This window comes from Streptomyces parvulus (assembly GCF_014648855.1).
In the GTDB taxonomy this organism is placed as follows: Bacteria; Actinomycetota; Actinomycetes; order Streptomycetales; family Streptomycetaceae; genus Streptomyces; species Streptomyces parvulus.
Genome location: NZ_BMRX01000008.1, coordinates 116,005 through 135,142, shown reverse-complemented (window position 1 = coordinate 135,142; position 19,138 = coordinate 116,005). Strand labels below are relative to the sequence as shown.

The 19,138-nt window shown below is 71.5% G+C and carries 19 protein-coding genes; 7 read left to right on the top strand and 12 right to left on the bottom strand.

The genetic code is table 11. From position 1 onward, the window contains the following. The first annotated feature begins 1 nt into the window (after position 1). Both IE108_RS16825 and IE108_RS16820 read left to right on the top strand, forming a co-directional pair. The gene (locus IE108_RS16825) at positions 2–649 is read left to right on the top strand and encodes a hypothetical protein (RefSeq protein WP_159394609.1); all 648 of its coding nucleotides are present in this window, start codon (positions 2–4) and stop codon (positions 647–649) included. Then, entirely contained in the window at positions 646–1,299 is a 654-nt protein-coding gene (locus tag IE108_RS16820; RefSeq protein ID WP_064728316.1) for a hypothetical protein, read from the top strand. Before IE108_RS16825 ends, IE108_RS16820 begins: the two co-directional genes overlap by 4 nt. Positions 1,300–1,330: 31 nt before the next feature. Here the strand turns inward: IE108_RS16820 and IE108_RS16815 are convergent, their stop codons facing one another. Then, on the bottom strand, positions 1,331–1,786 hold the full coding sequence (locus IE108_RS16815) for a GNAT family N-acetyltransferase (RefSeq protein ID WP_064728315.1): 456 nt from the start codon (positions 1,784–1,786) through the stop codon (positions 1,331–1,333). Positions 1,787–2,092: 306 nt separating this feature from the next. Between IE108_RS16815 and IE108_RS16810 the strand changes: the two genes are divergently transcribed. After that, on the top strand, positions 2,093–2,860 hold the full coding sequence (locus tag IE108_RS16810; RefSeq protein WP_064728314.1) for a response regulator transcription factor: 768 nt from the start codon (positions 2,093–2,095) through the stop codon (positions 2,858–2,860). On the opposite strand, the gene tamR is transcribed toward IE108_RS16810, so the two are convergent. After that, complete coding sequence (tamR, locus tag IE108_RS16805; protein WP_064728313.1) at positions 2,819–3,316, bottom strand: MarR family transcriptional regulator TamR; 498 nt, start codon at positions 3,314–3,316, stop codon at positions 2,819–2,821. The two genes, IE108_RS16810 and tamR, sit on opposite strands and share 42 nt — an antisense overlap. A gap of 118 nt (positions 3,317–3,434) precedes the next feature. On the opposite strand from tamR, the gene IE108_RS16800 reads away from it, so the two are divergent. Continuing rightward, on the top strand, positions 3,435–4,253 hold the full coding sequence (locus IE108_RS16800; protein WP_064728312.1) for a trans-aconitate 2-methyltransferase: 819 nt from the start codon (positions 3,435–3,437) through the stop codon (positions 4,251–4,253). Between the two features lie 43 nt (positions 4,254–4,296). On the opposite strand, the gene IE108_RS16795 is transcribed toward IE108_RS16800, so the two are convergent. Genes IE108_RS16795 through IE108_RS16785 form a run of 3 tightly spaced genes read right to left on the bottom strand, consistent with a single transcriptional unit; the run spans position 4,297 to position 7,187 of the window. Beyond that, positions 4,297–5,472: a CaiB/BaiF CoA transferase family protein gene (locus IE108_RS16795; RefSeq protein WP_064728311.1), complete on the bottom strand. Its 1,176-nt coding sequence runs from the start codon at positions 5,470–5,472 to the stop codon at positions 4,297–4,299. A 30-nt stretch (positions 5,473–5,502) separates the two neighbouring features. After that, positions 5,503–6,180: a TetR/AcrR family transcriptional regulator gene (locus tag IE108_RS16790; RefSeq protein ID WP_064728310.1), complete on the bottom strand. Its 678-nt coding sequence runs from the start codon at positions 6,178–6,180 to the stop codon at positions 5,503–5,505. Next, complete coding sequence (locus IE108_RS16785; protein ID WP_064728309.1) at positions 6,177–7,187, bottom strand: acyl-CoA desaturase; 1,011 nt, start codon at positions 7,185–7,187, stop codon at positions 6,177–6,179. Before IE108_RS16785 ends, IE108_RS16790 begins: the two co-directional genes overlap by 4 nt. 291 nt (positions 7,188–7,478) lie before the next feature. Between IE108_RS16785 and ppc the strand changes: the two genes are divergently transcribed. After that, positions 7,479–10,226, top strand: coding sequence for a phosphoenolpyruvate carboxylase (gene ppc, locus IE108_RS16780; RefSeq protein ID WP_064728308.1), 2,748 nt, complete (start codon positions 7,479–7,481; stop codon positions 10,224–10,226). A 77-nt stretch (positions 10,227–10,303) separates the two neighbouring features. On the opposite strand, the gene IE108_RS16775 is transcribed toward ppc, so the two are convergent. The 5 genes from IE108_RS16775 to glmU all read right to left on the bottom strand — a co-directional run bounded on the left by IE108_RS16775 (position 10,304) and on the right by glmU (position 14,953). Further along, positions 10,304–10,804: a hypothetical protein gene (locus tag IE108_RS16775; protein ID WP_064728307.1), complete on the bottom strand. Its 501-nt coding sequence runs from the start codon at positions 10,802–10,804 to the stop codon at positions 10,304–10,306. A gap of 82 nt (positions 10,805–10,886) precedes the next feature. Then, complete coding sequence (pth, locus tag IE108_RS16770; protein ID WP_064728306.1) at positions 10,887–11,489, bottom strand: aminoacyl-tRNA hydrolase; 603 nt, start codon at positions 11,487–11,489, stop codon at positions 10,887–10,889. Between the two features lie 102 nt (positions 11,490–11,591). Beyond that, the gene (locus IE108_RS16765; protein WP_064728305.1) at positions 11,592–12,194 is read right to left on the bottom strand and encodes a 50S ribosomal protein L25/general stress protein Ctc; all 603 of its coding nucleotides are present in this window, start codon (positions 12,192–12,194) and stop codon (positions 11,592–11,594) included. 203 nt (positions 12,195–12,397) lie between these two features. Then, positions 12,398–13,372, bottom strand: coding sequence for a ribose-phosphate diphosphokinase (locus IE108_RS16760; RefSeq protein WP_064728304.1), 975 nt, complete (start codon positions 13,370–13,372; stop codon positions 12,398–12,400). A gap of 132 nt (positions 13,373–13,504) precedes the next feature. Further along, on the bottom strand, positions 13,505–14,953 hold the full coding sequence (glmU, locus tag IE108_RS16755; protein ID WP_079163536.1) for a bifunctional UDP-N-acetylglucosamine diphosphorylase/glucosamine-1-phosphate N-acetyltransferase GlmU: 1,449 nt from the start codon (positions 14,951–14,953) through the stop codon (positions 13,505–13,507). Between the two features lie 409 nt (positions 14,954–15,362). Here glmU and IE108_RS16750 point away from each other — a divergent pair, with 409 nt between their 5' ends. Continuing rightward, positions 15,363–16,670, top strand: a complete 1,308-nt coding sequence (locus IE108_RS16750) for a sensor histidine kinase (RefSeq protein ID WP_064728302.1) — start codon at positions 15,363–15,365, stop codon at positions 16,668–16,670. Positions 16,671–16,709: 39 nt separating this feature from the next. Here IE108_RS16750 and IE108_RS16745 read toward each other — a convergent pair whose 3' ends face one another. Together IE108_RS16745 and IE108_RS16740 are read right to left on the bottom strand one after the other, a co-directional pair. After that, positions 16,710–17,204: an SUKH-3 domain-containing protein gene (locus tag IE108_RS16745; RefSeq protein WP_064728301.1), complete on the bottom strand. Its 495-nt coding sequence runs from the start codon at positions 17,202–17,204 to the stop codon at positions 16,710–16,712. A 128-nt stretch (positions 17,205–17,332) separates the two neighbouring features. Continuing rightward, on the bottom strand, positions 17,333–17,863 hold the full coding sequence (locus tag IE108_RS16740; protein WP_064731799.1) for a YwqJ-related putative deaminase: 531 nt from the start codon (positions 17,861–17,863) through the stop codon (positions 17,333–17,335). A gap of 283 nt (positions 17,864–18,146) precedes the next feature. Between IE108_RS16740 and IE108_RS16735 the strand changes: the two genes are divergently transcribed. After that, positions 18,147–19,133, top strand: a complete 987-nt coding sequence (locus tag IE108_RS16735; RefSeq protein ID WP_079163535.1) for an SMI1/KNR4 family protein — start codon at positions 18,147–18,149, stop codon at positions 19,131–19,133. The last annotated feature ends 5 nt before the right edge of the window (positions 19,134–19,138 follow it).

Here is a 19,138-nt window from a genome sequence, read left to right as displayed (position 1 = left end):
CATGAAGCATGAACAGATCCTCGCCAACTTTGATGGGCGCGGCACCGCAGAGATCACTCTGAGGGGGCGAGAAGTTGCACAAAGCGACACAATCGCGGCAGTGGCCTACGAGTTGGGCTACAGGCTCCACGAGAAGGACATCGTCACTCGGGGGCAATGGCGCCTGACCTTTCTGCGCGACGACTCCCCGGACGTCCGCCAACGCGCCCAGTACGGGATGGATCGACTGCGCGTCGGCGGCCCTCTGTTCTCCCATTCGGCTCCCACGGGGGTGCCGTCCGTCCCCGGCACGCAGATCGGTCCCATGGAGGCGGCATCGGCGCGGCAGAACATGACCGCCTATGAAACACACGGCTCGCGGGGTCTGGTCGTCATCGCCGCCCTTCTCGGCGTCGCTTTCCTGGCGCTGGCGTGGGTGGCGCGCGAGGCGGCCGGTGGCGCGGTTGCCCTGCTGGCGGTCGCAGCTCTTCTGGGTGTGGTCGCGGCTCTGGTCCCGCGCTGGATGAGGAACTGGTATGAGCGCAACCGCCGGAAGGTGGCCCGCTTCGACCAGCAGCGGTCCCAGCGGTGGGGCCCACCACCGCCTCCTGCTCCGCCCCCTCCGGCCAGAGGCGATCAGCAGGGAGGCCACGAGGGTGGCGGCTCGTGATACGTGTCGATTTCTCCGTCCCGACCGTCTTCGAGGACGTCCCCGTTGGCGCGGATTTCGAGACGGCATGGATTGAGCTGAACAGACGCTACGCCCGGTTGGCGTCGACGGAAGGCCTCGATCACGAGAGGCTCCGTCACATGGCCCGGGCATTGCATCAGGTTTCGTGCTTCCTCAAGGGCGTCGGCGTCGTGTACGCGGCTGACTGCCTCCACTTGTTCGGGGGCGAGCCGTCGCTGGGCTCGCTGGCGGTCGCCATGGTCGACTTCCCGTACGGCGGCGACACGGCCACGGCGGCTCGTGGGGCTCTGCGTGGAGTTCTGGAGTCAAGAGGTCCGGAGTGGGCCGGCTCGGTCATTGATGCTCCATGCGGTCCGGTGGCTGTCTTCACCGGGGGCCAGAGCTATACGGTTTCGCCAGAGTTCTCCCCTGCTGGAGAGGCCGTTGACGTGTTGACTGCCCAGTTCCATGCTCTGATACCGGTTCCGGAGTCGGCAGGCGGGGAGGGGCGTATGTGTCTGGTCGCCTTTTCCACCCCGAATGTCAGCCACTGGGCGGAGTGTTATGCCCCGCTCATGGCCAAAACCCTGCGCAGCATCCGTTTCACCGGTGGCGGGCAAGGCGGTGAGGTTCCCTCGGGTCGAAGCTGAGACGGCCCGGGCCAGCAGCCGTCCGGACACTTCACGCCAGCCGTTTGACCAGCGTGTACTCCGTGATCCCCGGCGGGTAGTCGGGGATCACGCACATCACCTCGTAGCCGTGCCGCGTGTAGAAGTCCGGGGCCTGGAAGTCCCAGGTCTCCACGCGGGCGGCGGCGCAGGCGCGTTCGGTGCGGGCGGTGTGCTCGGCCTCGTCGAGGAGGACGGAGCCGAGGCCCGCGCCGCGGTGGCGGGCGTCGACCCACAGGTAGGTCACGTGCAGCCAGCTCGCCCAGGTGTGTCCGACGAGGCCGCCGGCCAGACCGCCGGAGGCGTCCAGCACCCACACGTGCAGGGGGAATTCGCGTTCGTGAGGGGTTCCGCGCAGGGCGCGCAGCACGGAGGACGCCGCGGTGTTCGTCTCCCGCAGGCGGGTGCGCAGCAGATCGCGTCGTGCCTTGTCGACTTCTGTCACGAGACGAAACATGCGGCTCACCATAAACGGGCCGGACTGTCAGTTCTGCAAATAACCTTCCGCTCCCGGCGCCCGCCCGTACTCTGATGGACAGCACCGGTGGGGGCCGGTGCCGTTCAGGGGGCGAGACAGCCGGGTACGGCGCTCGGGGCGGGGACGGCGGTGCGGGCGCGGCGGCGGCCGTGCGGCGCGGTGTTTCCTTCCCGGCGTACCGAGCAGACTGCAGGTTACGGCGCTTCGGGCGCCGTACCCGTGCCGGTGTCGTCTTCCGAGGATGATCAGACGAATGGGTATCCCCTGCTCCGGGAGGAGCTCGGGGGAGGGGGTTCCGTGGTTCGTATCCGAGTCCTGGTCGTCGACGACCACCGCATCTTCGCCGAGTCGCTCGCCGCCGCCCTGGCGGCCGAGCCCGACGTCGACGTCTCCGCGGCCGGCAGCGGTCCGGCCGCCCTGCGCTGCCTGGAGCGGGCCGCGTCCGAGGGCCGCCGGTACGACGTGCTGCTCGTCGACGCCGACCTCGGCGGCCGGGTGCCCGGCACCCGCCCCGCCGTTCCGGTGCGCGAGGGCAACGAGGACGGGCTGGTGGACGGGATCTCGCTGGTCGCCGGCGTGCGGTCGGCGCAGCCGGGGGTGCGGACCGTGGTCCTCGCCGGACGGGACGATCCCCGGCGGGCCGCGCTCGCGCTGGGGGCCGGCGCCTCCGGCTGGGTGGCCAAGGACTGCTCCCTGTCCCGCCTGCTCAGCGTCATCCGCGGGGTGCTGCGCGACGAGACGCATCTGCCGCCCGCCCTGCTGACCGGCGTCCTGCGGGAGCTGACCGCCGCGCGCAAGCACCGCACCGAGAGCGAGCGCCTGGTCGAGTCGCTGACCCCGAGGGAGCGCGAGGTGCTGCGTTGCATGGTGGCCGGACTGGGCCGCAAGGCCGTGGCCGAGCGGCTGTTCCTGTCGCCGCACACCGTGCGGACCCACATGCAGAACGTGCTCGGCAAGCTGGGCGTCCACTCCACCCTCGCGGCGGTGGCGCTGGCGCGCCGCGCGGGCGTCGGACCCGCCGAACTAGCCGGGGATGTTGTCGAACGGGGCGGTCAGCTGGCGTAGCAGCGCCGCCAGTTCGCCCCGCTGGGCGCGGGACAGCTCGGCCAGGATGGCCCGCTCCTGGGCCAGGAGACCGGCCAGGGACTGGTCGGCGCGGTCGCGGCCCTCGTCGGTGAGCCGGACGAGGACGCCGCGCCGGTCGCTGGGGTCGGGCAGCCTCTCGACCAGGCCCTTCTTCGCCAGCCGGTCGATGCGGTTGGTCATCGTGCCGGAGGTGACCAGGGTCTGGGTGAGGAGCTGGCCCGGGGAGAGCTGGTAGGGGGTGCCGGCCCGGCGCAGCGCCGTGAGCACGTCGAACTCCCAGGGCTCCAGCTGGTGCTCGGAGAAGGCCAGGCGGCGGGCGCGGTCCAGGTGCCGGGCGAGCCTGCTGACGCGGCTCAGCACCTCGAGCGGTTCCACGTCGAGGTCCGGGCGCTCCCGGCGCCACGCTGCGACCAGTCGATCGACCTCGTCCTCCATGTCGATCAGTGTAGTGGTTGTGTCGACGTGAAGTCTCTTGATGTCGATTGTCTTGACGTCGAGATAGATCCGGGACGACGCTGGGTACCAGTCCCGCACGGCCACCCCTGGAGAGCGCATGCCCGCCACCACCCCCACCTGGGACCCCGCCCAGTATCTGCGTCACGCGGGCCACCGCGCCCGGCCCTTCACCGACCTCCTCGCCCGCGTCCCGGACCTGCCGGGGGACCCGCCCCGCATCGCCGACCTGGGCTGCGGTCCCGGCAACGCCACCGCCCTGCTCGCCGACCGGTGGCCCACCGGCCGCATCACCGGCTACGACAACTCGCCCCAGATGCTCGACCGCGCCCGGCAGTACGCGGGTGAGACCCCGGGCGGCGGGCGGCTCGGCTTCGCCGCCGCCGACGCCCGCACCTGGACCCCGGACGAGCCCGTCGACCTCCTCGTCAGCAACGCCACCCTCCAGTGGGTGCCCGGCCACGCCGACCGCTTCCCCGACTGGATCGGCCGGCTCGCCCCCGGCGGCACCCTCGCCTTCCAGGTCCCCGGCAACTTCGCCGCCCCCAGCCACCGCCTGATGCGCGAACTCGCCCACTCCCGGCGCTGGCGGGACCGCCTCGCCGGAGTCCTGCGCCACGACGACGCCGTCCTCACCCCCGAGGCCTACCTGGCCCACCTGACCGCGGCCGGCTGCACCGCCGACGTGTGGGAGACCACGTACGTCCACCTGCTGGACGGCGACGACGCCGTCCTGGACTGGGTGAAGGGCACGGGACTGCGCCCCGTACTGGCCGCACTCGACGACGACCCCGAAGCGCGCGACGCCTTCACGGAGGAGTACCGCACGGTCCTGCGCGCCGCCTACCCGCCGGGCCCGCACGGCACCCCGTTCCCGTTCCGCCGCGTCTTCGCGGTGGCCGGGAAGCCGACGGAGTAGCCGGGCGGCGGCCGACTTCGGGCGCCCGCCGACCGGGACGCGGTCAGGCCACGCCCTCCGCCACCAGCGCGTCGACGGCGTCCCCGGACAGCCCCAGCTCGCCCAGGATCGTGCGGGTGTGTTCGCCCAGTGCCGGTACCGCGTCCATGCGGGGCGTCGCCGTGGACGGTCCCGGGGGAGCCAGTGCGGCCACCGGGCCGGCCGGTGTGGCGACCTCGTGCAGCCGTCCGCGCGCGGCGAGCTGCGGATGGTCCCAGACCTCGGCGAGCGTGTTGACCCGGGCGTTGGCGACCGGCACCGCGCCGAGCAGTGCGATCGCCTCGGCGCTGGTCAGCTCCGCGAAACGGGCCGCGACGAGCGCGCCGAGCGCCTCGCGGTGCCGGTCCCGGTCGGCGTTGGTGGCGTAGTGCGGGTGGTCCGCGAGTTCCGGACGGCCCAGGAAGACCGTGCAGAAGCCGCGCCACTCCCGCTCGTTCTGCACCGCCATCAGCACGGTCTTGCCGTCGCCCGCCGTGAACGGGCCGTACGGATGGATCGTCGCGTGCGCGGCACCCGCCCGGGGCGGCGGCTCCGCGCCGTCGTACGCGTAGTACAGGGGAAAGCCCATCCACTCCACGGTGGCCTCCAGCATCGACACGTCGAGGTGCGTGCCCAGCCCCGTGCGCCCGCGCTCCAGCAGCGCCGCCAGGACGGAGCTGTAGGCGTACATGCCGGCCGCGATGTCCGACACCGGGATGCCCGCCTTGGCCGCCTCCTCCGGTGTGCCCGTCACTGACAGCAGCCCCGCCTCGGCCTGGACCAGCAGGTCGTACGCCTTGCGCCCGGCGTAGGGGCCGGGGGAGCCGTAGCCCGAGACGTCGCACACGATCAGCCCCGGGTGCCGCGCCCGCAGCTCCCCGGCGCCCAGGCCCGCCCGCGCCGCCGCCCCCGGCGCCAGGTTCTGCAGGAACACGTCGGCGCCCGCGATCAGCCGCAGCAGCAGTTCCTTGCCGCGGGGGTCCTTGATGTCCAGGGTGAGGGACTCCTTGCCGCGGTTGGCCCACACGAAGTGCGAGCTGAGCCCCTTCACCCGGGAGTCGTAGGCGCGGGCGAAGTCACCCGTGCCGGGGCGCTCCACCTTGATCACCCGGGCGCCGAGATCGGCGAGCTGACGGCTCGCGTAGGGCGCGGCGATGGCCTGTTCGAGCGCGACGACGGTGACTCCGCGCAGCGGCTGCATCTGTGTTCTCTCCGGTGCCGTGGCCGTGACTCAGCTCTTGCGGTGCCCTATCAGCCGGGGCTTGGGCTCCAGGCCGTCCAGCCCGTGCCACGCCAGGTTCACCAGGTGCGCGGCCACCTCCGCCTTCTTCGGGCGGCGCACGTCCAGCCACCACTGGCCGGTCAGCGCGACCATGCCGACCAGCGCCTGGGCGTACAGCGGGGCCAGCTTGGCGTCGAAGCCGCGGTTCTTGAACTCGCGGCCCAGGATGTCCTCCACCTGCGTGGCGATGTCGGAGATGAGCGAGGCGAAGGAGCCCGTCGACTGCGGGATGGGGGAGTCGCGCACCAGGATGCGGAAACCGTCCGTGTACTCCTCGATGTAGTCCAGGAGCGCGAACGCCGCCTGCTCGCACAGCTCCCGCGGATGGCCGGCGGTCAGCGAGCCGGTCACCATGTCGAGGAGTCGGCGCATCTCGCGGTCCACGACCACCGCGTACAGCCCCTCCTTGCCGCCGAAGTGCTCGTACACGACCGGCTTGGAGACCCCGGCCTTCGCCGCGATCTCCTCCACCGACGTGCCCTCGAACCCCTTCGCGGCGAAGAGGGTGCGGCCGATCTCCAGCAACTGCTGGCGTCGCTCGGCACCGGTCATCCGGGTGCGGCGCGCGCGCCGGGGCTTCTCGTTGCCTGGGGTGCTGCTGGAGTCGGTCGCCACGCCGTCAATCATGCAGCCTTCGCCGTCTCCTTACGGCGGCGGGCGCCGTCCTGCTCCGTGTTCCGGCGCGAATCGATACGCGAGCGTGACGGCCAGCGCACGTCGTACGCCCAGCCGAACGCCTCGAACCAGCGGATCAGCCGCGCCGACGAGTCGACCTGGCCGCGCATGACGCCGTGCCGGGCCGAGGTCGGGTCGGCGTGGTGCAGGTTGTGCCAGGACTCCCCGCAGGACAGGATCGCCAGCCACCACACGTTGCCCGAGCGGTCCCGCGACTTGAAGGGGCGCTTGCCCACCGCGTGGCAGATCGAGTTGATCGACCAGGTCACGTGGTGCAGCAGCGCCACCCGGACGAGTGAACCCCAGAAGAAGCCGGTGAACGCGCCCCACCACGACATCGTGACCAGCCCGCCGATCAGCGCGGGCAGGGCGAGCGACAGCAGCGTCCACAGCACGAACTGGCGGGAGATCGCGCGCAGCGCCGGGTCCTTGATCAGGTCCGGCGCGTACTTCTCCTGCGAGGTCTGCTCCTCGTCGAACATCCATGCGATGTGGGCCCACCACAGGCCCTTCATCAGCGCCGGCACCGTCTCCCCGTACCGCCACGGGGAGTGCGGGTCGCCCTCGTCGTCGGAGAACTTGTGGTGCTTGCGGTGATCGGCCACCCAGCGGACCAGCGGCCCCTCGACCGCCATCGAGCCCGCGATCGCCAGCGCGATCTTCAGCGGCCGCTTCGCCTTGAAGGAGCCGTGGGTGAAGTGGCGGTGGAAGCCGATCGTGATGCCGTGGCAGCCGAGGAAGTAGAAGAAGACCAGCAGCCCCAGGTCCAGCCAGCTCACGCCCCACCCCCACGCCAGCGGCACCGCCGCCACCAGCGCGAGGAACGGGACGGCGATGAACAGCAGCAGGGTGATCTGTTCGATCGACCGCTTCTGCTCACCGCCGAGCGTGGCGGAGGGCCCCCCGGCGTCGCCGGGAGGCCGCGGAGCGTCTGGGATCACATCGGAACTCGTGGTCATGCGCGTCCCCTGTGGGGTCGAGGGTGGTGTCCGGTGCCGGGCCTCGGGAACCATGCACACTTTTCCTACGGTTCCGTAACCTACGGCGACGTAAGTATGGCAGCGCGTTGCCGCGCGGCAAGAGCCCGAGAACCTGCGCGTCCGGGCCGACACCTATCCTGGGAGTCGGTCGGACAGCGCGGTCCGCTCTGAATAATTCCCGGACGTCCGGCCCGTAAGCGGCGCCCGCCGCGCGAGACGCCGTCCGGGTTCCCTCCCAGACGAGCTTCAACACTGCAAGGAGCCGCACCTGTGAGCAGTGCCGACGACCAGACCACCACGACGACCAGCAGTGAACTGCGAGCCGACATCCGCCGGCTGGGCGACCTCCTCGGAGAGACCCTCGTGCGGCAAGAAGGCCCTGAGCTGCTGGAACTCGTCGAAAAGGTGCGCCGACTCACCCGAGAGGACGGCGAGGCCGCAGCCGAACTGCTGCGCGGCACCGAACTGGAGACCGCGGCCAAGCTGGTCCGCGCCTTCTCCACCTACTTCCACCTCGCCAACGTCACCGAGCAGGTGCACCGGGGCCGGGAGCTGGGCGCCAAGCGCGCCGCCGAGGGCGGACTGCTCGCCCGCACGGCCGACCGCCTCAAGGACGCCGACCCCGACCACCTCCGGGAGACCGTCCGCAACCTCAACGTGCGCCCCGTCTTCACCGCGCACCCCACCGAGGCCGCCCGCCGCTCCGTCCTCAACAAGCTCCGCCGCATCGCCGCCCTCCTCGAGGCCCCCGTCATCGAGTCCGACCGGCGCCGCCTCGACACCCGCCTCGCCGAGAACATCGACCTCGTCTGGCAGACCGACGAACTGCGCGTCGTCCGCCCCGAGCCCGCCGACGAGGCCCGCAACGCCATCTACTACCTCGACGAGCTGCACGCGGGCGCCGTCGGCGACGTCCTGGAGGACCTGACCGCCGAACTCGAACGGGCCGGCGTCAAGCTCCCCGACGACACCCGCCCCCTCACCTTCGGCAGCTGGATCGGCGGCGACCGCGACGGCAACCCCAACGTCACCCCCCAGGTCACCTGGGACGTCCTGATCCTCCAGCACGAGCACGGCATCAACGACGCCCTGGAGATGATCGACGAGCTGCGCGGCTTCCTCTCCAACTCCATCCGCTACGCCGGAGCGACGGAAGAGCTGCTCACCTCCCTCCAGGCCGACCTCGACCTCCTCCCCGAGATCAGCCCCCGCTACAAGCGCCTCAACGCCGAGGAGCCCTACCGCCTCAAGGCCACCTGCATCCGGCAGAAGCTGGAGAACACCAAGCAGCGCCTCGCAAAGGGCACCCCCCACGAGGACGGCCGCGACTACCTCGGCACCGCCGAACTCCTCGACGACCTGCGCATCGTCCAGGCCTCGCTGCGCGAGCACCGCGGCGGCCTCTTCGCCGACGGCCGCCTCGCCCGCACCATCCGCACCCTGGCCGCCTTCGGCCTCCAGCTCGCCACCCTCGACGTCCGCGAGCACGCCGACGCGCACCACCACGCGCTCGGCCAGCTCTTCGACCGGCTCGGCGAGGAGTCCTGGCGCTACGCCGACATGCCCCGCGAGTACCGCGCCAAGCTCCTCGCCAAGGAACTGCGCTCCCGGCGCCCGCTGGCCCCCACCCCGGCGCCCGTCGACGCGCCCGGCGAGAAGACCCTCGGCGTCTTCCAGACCGTCCGCCGCGCCCTGGAGGTCTTCGGCCCCGAGGTCATCGAGTCCTACATCATCTCCATGTGCCAGGGCGCCGACGACGTCTTCGCCGCCGCCGTCCTCGCCCGCGAGGCCGGCCTCATCGACCTGCACGCCGGCTGGGCGAAGATCGGCATCGTGCCGCTCCTGGAGACCACCGACGAGCTGAAGGCAGCCGACACCATCCTGGAGGACCTCCTCGCCGACCCCTCCTACCGGCGCCTGGTCGCGCTGCGCGGAGACGTCCAGGAGGTCATGCTCGGCTACTCCGACTCCTCGAAGTTCGGCGGCATCACCACCTCCCAGTGGGAGATCCACCGCGCCCAGCGCCGCCTGCGCGACGTCGCCCACCGCCACGGCGTGCGGCTGCGCCTCTTCCACGGCCGCGGCGGCACCGTCGGCCGCGGCGGCGGCCCCACCCACGACGCGATCCTCGCCCAGCCCTGGGGCACCCTGGAGGGCGAGATCAAGGTCACCGAGCAGGGCGAGGTCATCTCCGACAAGTACCTCATCCCGTCGCTGGCCAGGGAGAACCTGGAACTGACGGTCGCGGCCACCCTCCAGGCGTCCGCCCTGCACACCGCGCCCCGCCAGTCCGACGAGGCCCTCGCCCGCTGGGACGCCGCCATGGACGTCGTCTCCGACGCCGCCCACACGGCCTACCGGTCCCTGGTCGAGGATCCCGACCTGCCGTCGTACTTCCTCGCCTCGACGCCGGTCGACCAGCTCGCCGACCTGCACCTCGGATCCCGGCCCTCCCGCCGGCCCGGCTCGGGCGTCTCACTGGACGGACTGCGCGCCATCCCCTGGGTCTTCGGCTGGACCCAGTCCCGGCAGATCGTCCCCGGCTGGTTCGGCGTCGGCTCCGGCCTCAAGGCGCTGCGCGAGGCGGGCGTGCGCCAGGAGGGGGACGCCGTCCTCGCGGAGATGCACCAGCACTGGCACTTCTTCCGCAACTTCATCTCCAACGTCGAGATGACCCTCGCCAAGACCGACCTGCGCATCGCGCAGCACTACGTCGACACCCTCGTCCCCGACGAGCTGAAGCACGTCTTCGACGCCATCAAGGCCGAGCACGAGCTGACCGTCCAGGAGGTCCTGCGGATCACCGGCGAGACCGAACTGCTCGACGCCGACCCCGTCCTCAAGCAGACGTTCAGCATCCGCGACGCCTACCTGGACCCCATCTCCTACCTCCAGGTCGCGCTCCTCGGCCGCCAGCGCGAGGCAGCCGCCGCGGGCGAGGAGGCCGACCCGCTCCTCGCCCGGGCCCTGCTGCTCACCGTCAACGGCGTCGCGGCCGGCCTGCGCAACACCGGCTGACCGACGCCCGCACACGACACGGTGCCCCCGCGCTCAGCCAGAGCCCGGGGGCACCGCCACGTCGTCACGCCGGGACCTCACACCGCGAGGAACGCCGCCGTCAGCAGCGCCACACCCGCGCCCGCCATCGCCCACGCCGCCCGGGTCCGCCGCAGCCCCCCGGCCACCACCACCGACGCCAGCAGCAGCGCACCGCCCAGCGGCACCCACGCGTACAGCATCCCGGCCGGACCCGAGCGCACCACCTCGTCACTGCCCGGCTTCACCACCACCGAGTACGTCCGCCCCTCGGCCACGGCGACCGAGTCCTCGATGACGACCCGCCCCCGTTCCCTCGAACCCGCCGACACCGGCGCGTAGGGACCACTGCACGAACCGCCGCCGCACTCGGCCACCTCGACGGTGCCCTGCTCCCGCCCCTTGGTCAGCAGCACGTGCTGCGCCGTACCCCAGGACGCCCACACCCCGGCGATCAGGATCAGCACCGCGACCGTGCCCATCGCCGCGACCCGGCCGAACTGGAGGAGGGCGGAGGAGGCCGGACGGGGGCGGGCGGAGGCGGGCATGGCCGGAAGCATTGGCCATATCCGCACGCCCGGTCAACTCGCCCGCGCACCATCGACGGACAAGTCCGGAGTTGTACGTCAGCGGGGCCCGCCCTCAGGAGTTGTACGTGCTCTGCGCCCGCTCCAGACCCTCGATCACCAGGGCCTCCACGGCGTCCGCCGCCCGGTCCACGAAGTAGTCCAGTTCCTTGCGTTCCGCCGGCGAGAAGTCCCGCAGCACGAAGTCCGCCACCTGCATCCGTCCCGGCGGCCGCCCGATCCCGAACCGCACCCGGTGGTACTCCCGGCCCATCGCCTTCGTCATCGACTTCAGCCCGTTGTGCCCGTTGTCGCCGCCGCCCAGCTTCAGCCGCAGCACGCCGTAGTCGATGTCCAACTCGTCGTGCACCGCCACGATGTTGCCCACCGGGACCTTGTAGAAGTCCCGCAGCGCCGTCACCGGCCCGCCCGACAGGTTCATGAACGACGTCGGCTTCGCCAGGACCACCCGCCGGCCCGCCGGCCCCGGCGGACCCACCCGCCCCTCGACCACCTGCGCCTGCGCCTTGCCGTGCCGCTTGAAGCGGGCACCCATCCGCTCCGCCAGCAGATCCGCCACCATGAAACCGACGTTGTGCCGGTTCGCGGCGTACTCGGCGCCCGGATTGCCCAGCCCCGCCACCAGCCAGGGCGCGTTCGCGTCCGTCGTCACGTCCATGTCTCCTCGTCGCCCGTCCGCACATACGCGTCGGCCGCTGCCCCGCACGGGAACAGCGGCCGACCACATGATGACCCGGGCCCCGCGGGACCCGGGGGACGATCAGGCCTCGGCGGCCTCTTCGCCCTCTTCCTCACCCTCGCCCTCGGCGGCGGGCTCCTCGGCCTGCGCGGCCAGGACCTGCAGCACGACGGCGTCCTCGTCGACGGCCAGCGTCACACCGGACGGCAGCTTGACGTCCTTGGCGTGGATCGAGGCACCGGCCTCCAGGCCCTCCACCGAGACGGTGAACTGCTGCGGGATGTGCGTGGCCTCGGCCTCGACCGGCAGCGCGTCCAGGACGTACTCCAGCAGGAAGTTGCCCGGGGCCAGCTCGCCCTCGGTCTGCACCGGGACCTCGACCTGGACCTTCTCGCCGCGCTTCACGAGCAGCAGGTCGACGTGCTCCAGGAAGCCCTTGATCGGGTCGCGGTGCACGGACTTCGGGATCGCCAGCTCGTTGGTCTTGCCGTCGATGTCCAGCGCGATGAGGACGTTCGGCGTACGCAGCGCCATCAGCAGCTCGTGGCCCGGCAGCGTCAGGTGCACCGGGTCGGAACCGTGGCCGTACAGAACGCCGGGCACCTTGTCCTCACGGCGGATGCGGCGGGCCGCACCCTTGCCGAACTCGGTGCGCGTACCGGCGGAGATCTTCACCTCGGACATGATCACTCCTCGTAGAGGTAGAAACGGACGTGGTCACCCGGCCACGAACGGCCTGCTACGAAGAGCGCGTCGATAACGGACAGCCACACCCGCGAACACGGGTACGGCCTCCCTCGCCGAGCAACTCGGGCAGTCTACTCGGAGGGGGAGGCCGCACCCAAAACGATCAGGGAAGACCGTGCAGAACGGTTACTGCACGATGCTCACTGCTCGTCGAACAGGCTCGTCACCGAACCGTCCTCGAACACCTCACGCACCGCACGCGCGATCGTCGGCGCGATCGACAGCACCGTGATCTTGTCCAGCTCCAGCTCGTTCGGCGTCGGCAGCGTGTCCGTGAACACGAACTCGCTCACCTTCGAGTTCTTCAGCCGGTCCGCCGCCGGACCCGACAGCACACCGTGCGTCGCGGTCACGATGACGTCCTCCGCACCGTGCGCGAACAGGGCGTCCGCGGCGGCGCAGATGGTGCCGCCGGTGTCGATCATGTCGTCGACCAGGACGCAGATGCGCCCCTCCACGTCGCCCACGACCTCGTGCACCGTGACCTGGTTCGCCACGTCCTTGTCGCGCCGCTTGTGCACGATCGCCAGCGGCGCGCCCAGACGGTCGCACCACCGGTCCGCCACCCGCACCCGGCCCGCGTCCGGAGACACCACCGTCAGCTTCGAACGGTCCACCTTCGCACCCACGTAGTCCGCCAGCAGCGGCAGCGCGAACAGGTGGTCCACCGGACCGTCGAAGAAGCCCTGGATCTGGTCCGTGTGCAGATCCACGGCCAGGATCCGGTCCGCACCCGCCGTCTTCATCAGGTCCGCGATCAGACGCGCCGAGATCGGTTCACGCCCACGGTGCTTCTTGTCCTGCCGCGCGTAACCGTAGAACGGCACGATGACCGTGATGGAGCGCGCCGACGCGCGCTTCAGCGCATCGATCATGATCAGCTGCTCCATGACCCACTTGTTGATCGGAGCCGTGTGGCTCTGGATCAGGAAGCAGTCCGCACCACGCGCCGACTCCTGATAACGCACGTAGATCTCGCCGTTGGCGAAGTCGAAGGCCTTCGTCGGGACCACCCCGACACCCAACTGCTGGGCGACCGCCTCGGCAAGATCGGGGTGGGCGCGGCCGGAAAAGAACATCATCTTCTTCTCGCCGGTCGTCTTGATCCCGGTCACAGCACGTTCTCCTCAGAGGTTTCGCAGCTGAGCGTCACGGCGCTCTCCCGGCTGACTGCGGGGGCGTCTCAGCTGGTGGGGTGCGGATGTGCACTTATCACGGTACGCCGTGTTCGACGCGCCGGTTTCCGGTCAGTCTTCGCTTCCCGCCTCCCGGGACACCGCCTCGGCCGCCTTCGCCGCCGCGCTCCCCGGGCGCTTCCGAGCCACCCAACCCTCGATATTCCGTTGCTGGCCACGGGCCACGGCCAGCGAACCGGGCGGCACATCCTTCGTGATCACCGAGCCGGCGGCGGTGTAGGAACCGTCCCCGACCGTGACAGGAGCCACAAACATGTTGTCCGAACCCGTACGGCAGTGCGAGCCGATCGTCGTGTGGTGCTTGTCCTGCCCGTCGTAGTTCACGAACACGCTCGCGGCACCGATGTTCGTGTACTCGCCGATCGTCGCGTCACCCACGTAGGACAGGTGCGGCACCTTCGTGCCCTCGCCGATCGACGCGTTCTTCGTCTCGACGTACGTGCCCACCTTCGACTTCAGACCCAGCCGCGTCCCCGGCCGCAGATACGCGAACGGACCCACCGAGGCCTGCGGACCGACGTCCGACCCGTACGCGACCGTGTTGTCCACCCGCGCCCCCGCCCCGACCCGGGTGTCCGTGAGTCGCGAATTCGGCCCCACCTCCGAGCCCTCGGCCAGATGCGTCGAACCGTGCAGCTGCGTACCCGGGTGCACGACCACGTCCCGCTCGAACGTCACCGTCACGTCCACCCACGTGCTCGCCGGGTCGACGACCGTCACGCCGGCCAGCATCGCCCCGGTCAGCAGCCGGTCGTTGAGGATCCGGCGGGCCTCGGAGAGCTGCACGCGGTTGTTGATCCCCGCGATCTCCCGGTGATCGCCCGCCACCGACGCACCCACCCGGTGCCCCGCCTCGCGCAGGATCCCGAGCACGTCCGTCAGGTACTCCTCGCCCTGGCTGTTGTCCGTCCGCACCTTCCCCAGCGCGTCCGCCAGCAGCCGCCCGTCGAACGCGAAGACACCCGAGTTGATCTCCCGGATCGCCCGCTGCGCCTCCGTCGCGTCCTTGTGCTCCACGATCGCGGTGACGGCGCCGGTCGCCTCCTCCCGCACGATCCGGCCGTACCCCGTCGCGTCCGGCACCTCCGCCGTCAGCACCGTCACGGCGTTCCCGTCGGCGGAGTGCGTGGTGGCGAGGGCCTTCAGGGTCGCGCCGGTCAGCAGCGGGGTGTCACCGCAGACGACGACCACAGTCCCGTCCACGGCGCCGCCCAGCGCCTCCAGGCCCATCCGCACCGCGTGCCCGGTGCCGTTCTGCTGCTCCTGCACGGCGGTGCGCACGTCCGGGGCGACCTCGGCGAGGTGCGCGGTGACCTGCTCGCGGGCGTGCCCGACGACGACGACCAGGTTCTGCGGGTCCAGCTCACCGGAGGCGGCGAGCACGTGCCCGACGAGGGACCGGCCGCACAGCTCGTGCAGGACCTTGGGTGTGGCCGACTTCATACGGGTGCCCTCACCCGCTGCGAGAACGACGACGGCTGCCGGGCGAATGGCGCTCACGGGATGCCCTTCGGCTTTTGGGGGTGGGGACATCCGCAGGATACCGGGGCCGTTTGCAGGGGGCATGAGTGCGGGCCCCGACCGTGCGATCAGGGCCCGGAAGCGACAGCTCCCCCATCAGGATTTGAACCTGAACTTAAGGGACCAAAACCCTCAGTGCTGCCTGATTACACCATGGGGGATGAAACTCGACTGAACCGGACATTTAGTTGGGTCGCCGAGTCGGCACCCAACACTATGCCGTACCAAGCGCCTTCGACGCGACGGTGGAGGTCGGCGTCTTGCGGACTTCGCCGTCGGTGCCGCCGGAGGTGAAGGGCGGGGGTTCGCCGGCTTCGAGGGATATCGCGTCCTATCGTTTGTCGAAAGTCACCGGAAATGGGGCGGGTCGCGCCCGTAGGCTGGAGGCATGACCACGACGGGGGAAGACCACGTGCCGGCCCGGGGTGGGCCTTGGTGGTGGGACAGGCGGCGCGGCGCGGTGCTTGACGTGAGCCTCGGGGCCGTGTCCGCGCTGGAGTGCGCGGCGGAGGGGGTTCCGTTCGCTCGGGACGCCGGGGTGCCGTTGGCGGTGGGGGTCGTCTTCGGGCTGCTGGCCGGCTCGGTGCTGGTGGTGCGGCGGAAGTGGCCGATCGCGGTGGTGCTGGTGGCGATCGCCGTCACCCCGGCCGAGATGGGCTTCCTGATGGGCGTCGTCGGCCTGTACACGCTGGCGGCGTCGGAGCTGCCGCGGCGGATCATCGGTTCGCTGGCCGGGATGTCGCTGCTGGGGACGCTGATCGTGACGTTCGTGCGGCTGCGGCAGGACATGGCGCGGGACGGGGTGGACCTGGGGGACTGGTTCCTGCCGTTCGCGTCGATCGCGACGTCGCTGGGGCTGACGGCGCCGCCGCTGCTGCTGGGGCTGTACGTGGGGCAGCGGCGCCGGCTGATGGAGAGCCTGCGGGAGCGGGCGGACTCGCTGGAGCGGGAGCTGCAGCTGCTCGCGGAGCGGGCGGAGGAGCGCGCGCAGTGGGCGCGGGGTGAGGAGCGGACGCGGATCGCGCGCGAGATGCACGACGTGGTGGCGCACCGGGTGAGTCTGATGGTGGTGCACGCGGCGGCGTTGCAGGCGGTGGCGCGGAAGGATCCGGAGAAGGCGGTGAAGAACGCCGCGTTGGTGGGGGACATGGGGCGGCAGGCGTTGACGGAGCTGCGGGAGATGCTCGGGGTGCTGCGCAGCGGTGGGGAGGGTGCGCGGGCGGAGCGTGCGTCGGTGCCGTTGGCGGCGGTGGGGGTGGCGGCGGCCGCGGCGGCTTCGCGGGCGGCGGAGGACGGGGAGTCGGAGGGTCCGTGCCTGGCCGAGCTGGACGAGCTGGTCGGGCAGTCGGAGGCGGCCGGGATGGTCGTGGACCTGTCGGTGGAGGGGGAGGTGCGGGTGTACGCGGCGGAGGTGGAGTCGACGGCGTTCCGGGTGGTGCAGGAGGCGTTGACGAACGTGCACAAGCACGCCGCGGGGGCGAAGACGTATGTGCGGCTGGCGCACCGGGTGTCGGAGATCGCGATGCAGGTGGAGAACGAGCCGCCGCCGGAGGCCGCGGCGTCGGCGCGGCTGCCGTCGGGTGGGAACGGTCTGGTGGGGATGAAGGAGCGGGTGGCGGCGCTCGGGGGCGTGTTCGTGTCGGGGCCGACGGACGCGGGGGGTTTCCGGGTGTCGGCGGTGATTCCGGCGTCGTAGTCCCGCCCGCTCGGGGTCCGGCCCGGGGCCGGGCGGGGGTCAGCCCGTGGTGAGGCGGGTCGGCTGGGTGCCGGCGACGAGGGCCGCGAGGGCGGCGTCGATGTCGGGGCCGAGGTACCAGTCGCCGGTGTGGTCGAGGGCGTAGACGCGGCCCTCGGTGTCGATGGCGAGGAGGGACTGGCTGTCGGTCTCGGTGCCGAGGGGGCAGATGCGGGTGTCGAGGGCGCGGCCGAGGTCGCCGAGGGTGCGGGCCATGTGGAGGCCGTGCAGGGGATCGAGGTGGAGGGCGGCGGGGGCGATCTGGCGGCCGGGTCCGGTGGGGGTGAGGTGGAGGCCGCCGAATTCGGCCCAGGCCTCGACGGCGGCGGGGAAGACGGTGTGGCGGTGGCCGGCGGGCGAGGTGTGTTCGCGCAGGGTGTCGGCCCAGATCTCGGCCTGTTTGATGTCCCAGCGTCCGGGCTGCCAGCCGGCGTCGCGCAGGGCGGCGTCGACGGGTACGGGGAAGCGGGTGGCGGAGGTGCGGTCGGCTTGCATCGGCCCTTGGTTCTTTTCGTCGGCTCTGGCGGCTCTGGTGGTCCTGCGGCTCCGGCCGCTGGGGGATCGGGCGGCCCGGTCGGCGGCGCGGCCGGCCCGGTCGGCGGCGTTGGGTGGCAGCCGGCGGGTCAGTCGTCGCCGGTGGTGGGGTCGACGACGCGGACGCCGAAGTGGGCGCTGAGGGCGGTGCAGGCGCGGCAGGGTGCGGCGAAGCCGCCGTGGAGCGGGTCGCCGTCCTCGCGGATGCGGCGGGTGGTGAGTTTGGCGTGCTTGAGGGCCTTGCGGGCCTCGCCGTTGGTCATGGGTTTTCGTGCGGCGCGTTTGCTGCGGGCGGCGTCGGAGGTCGCCAGGTGCCGTGAGATGAGGATGGTCTCGGCGCAGCGCCCGGTGTAACGGTCCCGTTGGCCGCTGGTGAGGGTGTCGAGGAAGTCCTGGACGAGGTGGTGCAGGGCGGGCGGCGCGTCGGCGCGGGTGGCGGTGCCGGTGAGGGTGGTGCCGCGGACGGAGAGGGCGGCGGCGACGGTCGGGAGTATGCCGTCGCGGCGGTGGCGGAGGGCGGGCGCGTGGTGGCCTTCGCTGCTGCTCCAGCCGATGCGGGGGTCGCCGCCGCGGGGGTCCTCGGGTCGCCCGGTGGCGGGTCCCGTCTGTGTCGCACTCATGATCATCTTCCCCTCCTGAGCATCCCCCGGAAGGTCACAGAGTGCCAAATCCCGTGCCTGCTGGGGAAGCTGGGGCGTGGCGACACGCCCGGGTATGGGCGGTGTGTCACGGGAGGGTGACGGCAGGTCACGGAAGCGGCGGTGGGCGTGTCGCGTGCGGGGTCCGGCGCCGGTGACCCCTCTGGGCGTACCGCATAGGCTGTCGGCACCGCGTTCGCGTGCGGTGACCAGACAGTTCAGACAGATCAGACAGTGCAGACAGACGCCGCAGGGGGCAACCGCCATGACTACAGGTCGGCTCGGGCAGCGAGCCGCGCCGCCGAACGCGGCCTATGCCGGGCAGGTCGTGCATTTCCCGGATCCGGTGCGGGCGGCCCGTCACCCGAGAGGGGTACGGGTGGACGAGGGCGGTTACCCCGTCTTCTCGCCGTACGCCCGCGCGGTGGCGGAGATCGCGGAGCCGCCCGAGGGGTTCGGCGTCGACGAGTTGCGGCTGACGGACTACGTCTCGGCCAACGCGGCGCTCTCCGCCTCGGGCCACGAGCTGTGGGACACGGTGCCCGCGGTGGCGACGCCGCACGGCTGGACGTGGCACCACGTGGCCGGTTCGCGCCGCATGGAACTGGTGCCGGTCGAGGTGAAGGCACTGCTGCGGCACCACGGCGGGATCGCGACGGCGGCCGTGGACCACGGCAAGCGCGGCACCCGGCCGTTGCAGGAGACGCGTCCGGCGCACTTCGGGCTGCCGAAGTCGGGCGTCGCGGTGTCGGAGCAGCAGGTGCAGGGGGTCGAGGAGGACCTCGGGTACCGGCTGCCGGGCGCGTACCGGTCGTTCCTGAAGGCGGCGGGCGGTTGCGCGCCGGTGGGCACGGCGCTGGACGCCGAGCTGGGGCTGCTGGTCGACCAGCCGTTCTTCACGGTGCGTGAGGAGGCCGCGGTCAACGACCTCGTTTACGTCAACAAGTGTCTGCGGGACCACCTGACCAAGGACTACCTGGGCGTCGCTTTCGTCCAGGGCGGACTGCTCGCGGTGAAGGTCAAGGGCGACCGGCTGGGTTCGGTGTGGTTCTGCGCCTACGACGACGTGCGGGACGTGGACCCGTCGCTGGCCCCCGCGGACCGCGTGGAGCGGCTGCTGATGCCCTGCGGCGAGGACTTCGACGTCTTCCTGTCGCGCCTGGCGGGGTCGCCGCCGGAGCTGGAGACGGTGGCGAACCTGATGGTGGACGGCGGTTTCGCGCACGCGGTGCCGGCGTCCGTAGGGGAGTGAGCTGA

Excerpts from the sequence above, each read along its gene's own strand:
- IE108_RS16775 (WP_064728307.1), bottom strand. The coding sequence starts at position 10,804 with ATGCTTCCGGCCATGCCCGCCTCCGCCCGCCCCCGTCCGGCCTCCTCC.
- IE108_RS16750 (WP_064728302.1), top strand. The coding sequence starts at position 15,363 with ATGACCACGACGGGGGAAGACCACGTGCCGGCCCGGGGTGGGCCTTGG.
- IE108_RS16765 (WP_064728305.1), bottom strand. The coding sequence starts at position 12,194 with ATGTCCGAGGTGAAGATCTCCGCCGGTACGCGCACCGAGTTCGGCAAG.
- IE108_RS16735 (WP_079163535.1), top strand. The coding sequence starts at position 18,147 with ATGACTACAGGTCGGCTCGGGCAGCGAGCCGCGCCGCCGAACGCGGCC.
- IE108_RS16825 (WP_159394609.1), top strand. The coding sequence starts at position 2 with ATGAAGCATGAACAGATCCTCGCCAACTTTGATGGGCGCGGCACCGCA.
- IE108_RS16800 (WP_064728312.1), top strand. The coding sequence starts at position 3,435 with ATGCCCGCCACCACCCCCACCTGGGACCCCGCCCAGTATCTGCGTCAC.
- IE108_RS16740 (WP_064731799.1), bottom strand. The coding sequence starts at position 17,863 with ATGAGTGCGACACAGACGGGACCCGCCACCGGGCGACCCGAGGACCCC.
- tamR (WP_064728313.1), bottom strand. The coding sequence starts at position 3,316 with ATGGAGGACGAGGTCGATCGACTGGTCGCAGCGTGGCGCCGGGAGCGC.
- IE108_RS16795 (WP_064728311.1), bottom strand. The coding sequence starts at position 5,472 with ATGCAGCCGCTGCGCGGAGTCACCGTCGTCGCGCTCGAACAGGCCATC.
- IE108_RS16785 (WP_064728309.1), bottom strand. The coding sequence starts at position 7,187 with ATGACCACGAGTTCCGATGTGATCCCAGACGCTCCGCGGCCTCCCGGC.
- IE108_RS16790 (WP_064728310.1), bottom strand. The coding sequence starts at position 6,180 with ATGATTGACGGCGTGGCGACCGACTCCAGCAGCACCCCAGGCAACGAG.
- pth (WP_064728306.1), bottom strand. The coding sequence starts at position 11,489 with ATGGACGTGACGACGGACGCGAACGCGCCCTGGCTGGTGGCGGGGCTG.
- IE108_RS16815 (WP_064728315.1), bottom strand. The coding sequence starts at position 1,786 with ATGGTGAGCCGCATGTTTCGTCTCGTGACAGAAGTCGACAAGGCACGA.
- IE108_RS16745 (WP_064728301.1), bottom strand. The coding sequence starts at position 17,204 with ATGCAAGCCGACCGCACCTCCGCCACCCGCTTCCCCGTACCCGTCGAC.